The following is a 322-nucleotide window of genomic DNA, read 5'->3' on the forward strand; positions in this document are numbered from 1 at the left end:
GTGATGTGGTTGTCGGAGGCGCCGCGGCCCTTCAGGATCGTCGACGGGTACAGCATCGTCGCCTTCGACCCCATCGACCCCGAAATCCACTCCATGCGTCCGCCCTTCTCGGCGATCGCGCGTTTGGTGTTCAGGTTGTACGTGTTCTTCGACCAGTTCTGCACGGTCGAGTACTGGACGTGGGCGTCCTCGCCGACGAACACTTCGACGCCGCCCGAGTGGAGGTTGAACGCCGAGTACTTCGGCGCGGAGCAGCCCTCGATGTAGTGGACTTCCGAGCCCTCCTCGGCGATGATGAGCGTGTGCTCGAACTGGCCCATCC

1 protein-coding gene is annotated in these 322 nt (G+C 63.4%); it reads right to left on the reverse strand.

The window, feature by feature from the left end; genetic code table 11:
• Positions 1–322: SufD family Fe-S cluster assembly protein (locus tag C468_RS01775; RefSeq protein WP_008847162.1), on the reverse strand; the 322-nt coding region annotated here is incomplete at both ends.

It is taken from the genome of Halorubrum kocurii JCM 14978 (genome assembly GCF_000337355.1).
Taxonomy (GTDB): Archaea; Halobacteriota; Halobacteria; order Halobacteriales; family Haloferacaceae; genus Halorubrum; species Halorubrum kocurii.